Below are 4,378 nucleotides of genomic sequence, written 5' to 3'. Positions count from 1 at the left end.
AGCGGCGTGACGTTGACGATGATGCCGCAACGCGCGTAGGTGCTTTTACCCAGGCAGATGGTCAATACATTGCGCGGGATGCGGAAGTACTCGACGGTGCTGGCCAGGGCAAAGGAGTTCGGCGGGATGATGCACACGTCGCTGTGGATATCGACGAAGCTGCCGGCATCGAAGTTTTTCGGGTCGACGATGGCGGAGTTGATGTTGGTGAACACCTTGAAATGATTGGTGCAACGCACATCGTAGCCGTAGCTGGACACGCCGTAGGAGATCACACGGCTATCGTCGCTGCCACGCATCTGGCGCTCTACGAACGGCTCGATCATGCCGTGCTCTTGCGCCATGCGGCGAATCCACTTGTCCGATTTGATGCTCATGGCGGTGTCCTGAATAGCGAGGTGGAAAAAATCTGTCCGGCATCTTACCGGGGCGCGCCGCCGGGTTCAAAGCACTGGGCGCAATTCTCGATGATCCTGCCGAAATTACGGACCTTCGAAGCAATACGATGCACCGTCGATCACGAAAACCGAGAAACCTTCGCAAGAAGCATTGGCACGTCTCGGAAAAAGGGTTAAGGTGGCGCCACTGTGCTGCTTGTGTCACTGAGAATCTCTACACGATATGTTGAATTTCGATCCAACCATCTACAAGAATTTTTCCTGCTCTTTGCACTCAGTCTCGGCCAGGGTTCTTCCTGAGTCGCAGTTATCTTTGTTCAAGGAGTTACACCATGTCTAATCGCCAAACCGGTACCGTTAAGTGGTTCAACGATGAAAAAGGCTTCGGCTTCATCACTCCACAATCCGGTGACGACCTGTTCGTTCACTTCAAAGCTATCCAATCCGACGGCTTCAAAAGCCTGAAAGAAGGCCAACAGGTTTCTTTCATCGCTACCCGCGGTCAGAAAGGCATGCAAGCTGAAGAAGTTCAAGTTATCTAACTTGTACTTGCTTTAGCAAAAGGCCCCGCCCTCAAAAGCGGGGCTTTTTTGTGGGCGAGTGTTTTGTCGGCCAAGAGCTTTTGATTGCGCTGACGCCATCGCGGGCAAGCCTCGCTCCTGCAGATATCCAATGACTCTGTAGAAGCGAGGCTTGCCCGCGATGGGTTATAGATGTGGAAACGGGTTTACCAGGTCACACCAAATCCTGCGGTGTACCGGGTCTTGTCCAGGTCTGCTTCTTGCGTACCATCGACGATGTCGCGTTCAGCCTTGAGATTGAGCGAAGCCCAGTCGGTCACCTTGTAGCGCAAGCCCATCTCGGCATCCAGCGCATACTCGGCCACGCCGGACAGTGGCTTGCCCACCTCGCCATTGGTGAAGAACTCGACTTTCTTGCCGATCAGGTAGCGGTTGTAATCCCACTTCATCGCCACGGAATAAAAGTTGTCCTTACTACCGTCGGCAAATTGATAATCCGTGCGGTTGATCAGCGAGCCGAGGGAGAACGCCCCCAGCTCGTTATCCCAGAACTGGTAACCCGGACCGGTACCGACCGTGCGTTGACGGGACAGGTCTTCAACCTTGTCCCGCTTATAGACCAGTCGACCCTGCCAGAACCACTTTTCGGTCAGGAAGCGGTCGAGGGAGTACTCGGCCCGCCAGTTGTCCGTAGTCACCACATCGTCCTGGAACTCGCGGTTGTACTCGCCTTCCGCAATGTGGCGCCAGCGACCATGACGCGCGGATGTCTTGAAGTCGACATCGTAATCGTCGGTGTCCTTGTCGGCGCGCTGGTAATCCAGAGCTGCATCAATGTTGCCTTTCCAGACCAGATCCTCGACGACGGGCTTGGGCTTGAGCATCTGCTGAATGCTCGCCAACTCCACCGTCTTGGGCGCATCACCGTTGGCCAGAGTTACCTTGCCATCCTCCGCCGCGTGCAGCGACTTGGCCACCTCCCCGGTGTAGGCATCCTGCTTGACCAGCAGATGTTGATCGCTCTCCAGGGTTTTCACCTTGTTCCAATCGATCGGCACGGCACCGGCATACTCGGTCTGAACCAGCAGCTTGCCGCCATCGAACAGGATGATCTTGCCGCTCAACTTGTCACCGTTCTTCAACCAGACGGTATCCGCGAGCAAAGGAGTGGAGGCACTGACGACAGCGAGGCACAGCAGGGTTCTGGACAACATAAGCAAATACAGGCTCAGGTTCGCGAAAAAAAGTCGGCATTATCCGCAGGAATAAGGCCCTAGCAAGGACTGACCCGACTATTTCTATTGAGTTCATTTCTCAATTGGCGATCGAGGATTTACTCTACGGACGGTACTGTAATTTTTTTCAGGGACTGCGCACGTGACCGAAACAGAAGCTGAACCCGAAAGCGCAGCGCAAATCCGACGCACGGCGCTCTATCTGACCCTGGCCCAAGTGCCCGAAGGCAAAGTGGTGAGCTACGGTCAGTTGGCGGAGTTGGCCGGTTTGGGCCGGGCCGCGCGCTGGGTCGGACGGACCCTGAGCCAACTGCCCGCAGACAGCAAGCTACCCTGGCACCGCGTACTTGGCGCCGGAGGGCGCATCAGCCTCCCCGTTGGCAGCCCGTCGGGGGATGAACAACGCGCGCGATTGCGCATGGAGGGCATCAGTATCCTGAATAATCGTGTTGATATTCAGCGCCATGGGTGGCGCCCGGTAGAGCACAGCGGTTAGAGTGCGCGCTTTGTTTCCGTATTTCTTGAGGCAGACTCCAGCCCATGCCCCGTAAAACCTGGCGCGCCGCGCTCGCTGCCTATGCCAGCCCCTCGACGCTTGTACTGCTATTGCTGGGTTTCGCCGCCGGCCTGCCCTACATGCTGGTGTTCTCGACGCTTTCCGTCTGGCTGCGTGAAGCCGGCGTGGCGCGCGAGACCATCGGCTACGCCAGCCTGATCGGCCTGGCCTACGCCTTCAAATGGGTCTGGTCGCCCTTGCTCGACCAATGGCGCCTGCCCTTGCTCGGCAAGCTCGGTCGTCGACGTTCCTGGCTGGTGCTTTCCCAGGCACTGGTGATCCTCGGCCTGGTCGGCATGGGCTTTTGCGACCCGCAAAAACATTTGTCCTGGCTGATCGCCATCGCTGTAGTGGTCGCGTTCGCCTCGGCGACGCAGGATATTGCGGTTGACGCCTATCGCCTGGAAATCGCCGAAGACAATCGCCAGGCTGCCCTGGCCGCCAGCTACATGTCCGGTTATCGAATCGCGGCGCTGCTGGCCACGGCCGGCGCGCTGTTCTTCGCCGAAGGTTTCGGCTCCACCGGCTTCAACTACAAGCACTCCGCCTGGGCCGGCACGTACCTGCTGTTCGGCGCCTTGATGGTTCCGGCGCTGCTGACCTCGTTGTTCATGCGCGAACCGCCCGTGCCGCTGCGCACGCAATTGCAGGCCGGACGCTACAGTTTCGTGCATCAATTGGCCTCGGTGTTCGTTCTGATCGTACTGCTGGTTTCCGTGCCGGCCATGTTCACCCAGCTCTACAACACCGACTTCGCCAGCGTGCTGTTCGAAGGTGTGAGCCCGCTTGACCTGCTGCTCCAGGACCGCGCCTTCCTGCGGGCAATCCTCTACACCACGCTCACCGCCCTGTGCCTGTCAGCGATGGGCCGTCGCGGGCTGGCGCCGGTGCTGACTCCGGTCAACGACTTCATTCTTCGCTATCGCTGGCAAGCGCTGCTGCTGCTTGGCCTGATCGCCACTTATCGGATGTCCGACACGGTCATGGGCGTGATGGCCAACGTGTTTTATATCGACCAGGGTTTCACCAAAGACCAGATCGCCAGCGTCAGCAAGATCTTCGGCCTGATCATGACCCTGGTGGGTGCCGGCATGGGTGGCCTGCTGATCGTGCGATTCGGCATCCTGCCGATCCTGTTCATTGGCGGCGTGGCCTCCGCTGGGACCAACATCCTGTTCCTGATGCTCGCCGACATGGGTGCCAACCTGAACATGCTGGTATTGACCATTTCACTGGACAACTTCAGTTCCGGCCTTGCGACCTCGGCATTCGTGGCCTATCTGTCGAGCCTGACCAACCTCAAATTCTCCGCCACCCAATACGCCCTGCTCAGCTCGATCATGCTCTTGCTGCCGCGCCTGATCGGCGGTTACTCCGGGGTCATGGTGGAGAAATTCGGCTACCACAATTTCTTCCTGATCACTGCCCTGCTGGGTGTTCCGACGCTACTGCTGATCGCCTTGCACTGGTTCCAGGAAAGTCGCCGCGAGGGTCCGACCCCCACACCGGAACCCGTACCGACGCAGGTAGCGGAAGAATCGTAGGAAGAATCTGCAGGAAACAACCTGGAGGGCGCAGCGATTCCCGCCCTCCCGCCACACCGCCGACCGCACGCCTGTACGACAGCGGATCTCGCCCGTACAATGCTCCGTCATTTCTCGTCATCAG

General features: G+C 58.2%; 5 protein-coding genes. 3 read left to right on the top strand and 2 right to left on the bottom strand.

The features are described 5' to 3' along the window. On the bottom strand, nt 1–377 hold a 377-nt coding region (gene dcd, locus D8U18_RS02035), incomplete at its 3' end, for a dCTP deaminase (RefSeq protein WP_131106900.1). 353 nt (nt 378–730) lie between these two features. Here dcd and D8U18_RS02030 point away from each other — a divergent pair. Further along, entirely contained in the window at nt 731–940 is a 210-nt protein-coding gene (locus D8U18_RS02030) for a cold-shock protein (RefSeq protein WP_002554837.1), read from the top strand. 185 nt (nt 941–1,125) lie between these two features. Here the strand turns inward: D8U18_RS02030 and D8U18_RS02025 are convergent, their stop codons facing one another. Continuing rightward, nucleotides 1,126–2,133 carry a DUF481 domain-containing protein gene (locus D8U18_RS02025; RefSeq protein ID WP_056856150.1) on the bottom strand — a complete coding sequence of 336 codons (1,008 nt, stop codon included), beginning with the start codon at nt 2,131–2,133 and terminating at the stop codon, nt 1,126–1,128. 163 nt (nt 2,134–2,296) lie between these two features. Between D8U18_RS02025 and D8U18_RS02020 the strand changes: the two genes are divergently transcribed. Together D8U18_RS02020 and D8U18_RS02015 are read left to right on the top strand one after the other, a co-directional pair. Continuing rightward, a complete protein-coding gene (locus D8U18_RS02020) occupies nt 2,297–2,650 on the top strand; it encodes an MGMT family protein (RefSeq protein ID WP_056856151.1) in 354 nt (117 codons plus the stop codon). Nucleotides 2,651–2,694: 44 nt separating this feature from the next. After that, nucleotides 2,695–4,254 (top strand): AmpG family muropeptide MFS transporter, encoded by a 1,560-nt coding sequence (locus tag D8U18_RS02015; RefSeq protein WP_056856152.1) that lies wholly within the window; start codon nt 2,695–2,697, stop codon nt 4,252–4,254. Nucleotides 4,255–4,378: the final 124 nt, after the last annotated feature.

It is taken from the genome of Pseudomonas sp. Sample_10 (assembly GCF_004321495.1).
In the GTDB taxonomy this organism is placed as follows: Bacteria; Pseudomonadota; Gammaproteobacteria; order Pseudomonadales; family Pseudomonadaceae; genus Aquipseudomonas.
The sequence above is the reverse complement of the archived record's forward strand: the minus strand, read 5'-3'. Positions and strand labels throughout refer to the sequence as shown.

Bases quoted from the DNA above. Each gene is read 5' to 3' on its own strand.
- D8U18_RS02030 (WP_002554837.1), top strand. From the start codon at position 731: ATGTCTAATCGCCAAACCGGTACCGTTAAGTGGTTCAACGATGAAAAA.
- D8U18_RS02025 (WP_056856150.1), bottom strand. From the start codon at position 2,133: ATGTTGTCCAGAACCCTGCTGTGCCTCGCTGTCGTCAGTGCCTCCACT.
- D8U18_RS02015 (WP_056856152.1), top strand. From the start codon at position 2,695: ATGCCCCGTAAAACCTGGCGCGCCGCGCTCGCTGCCTATGCCAGCCCC.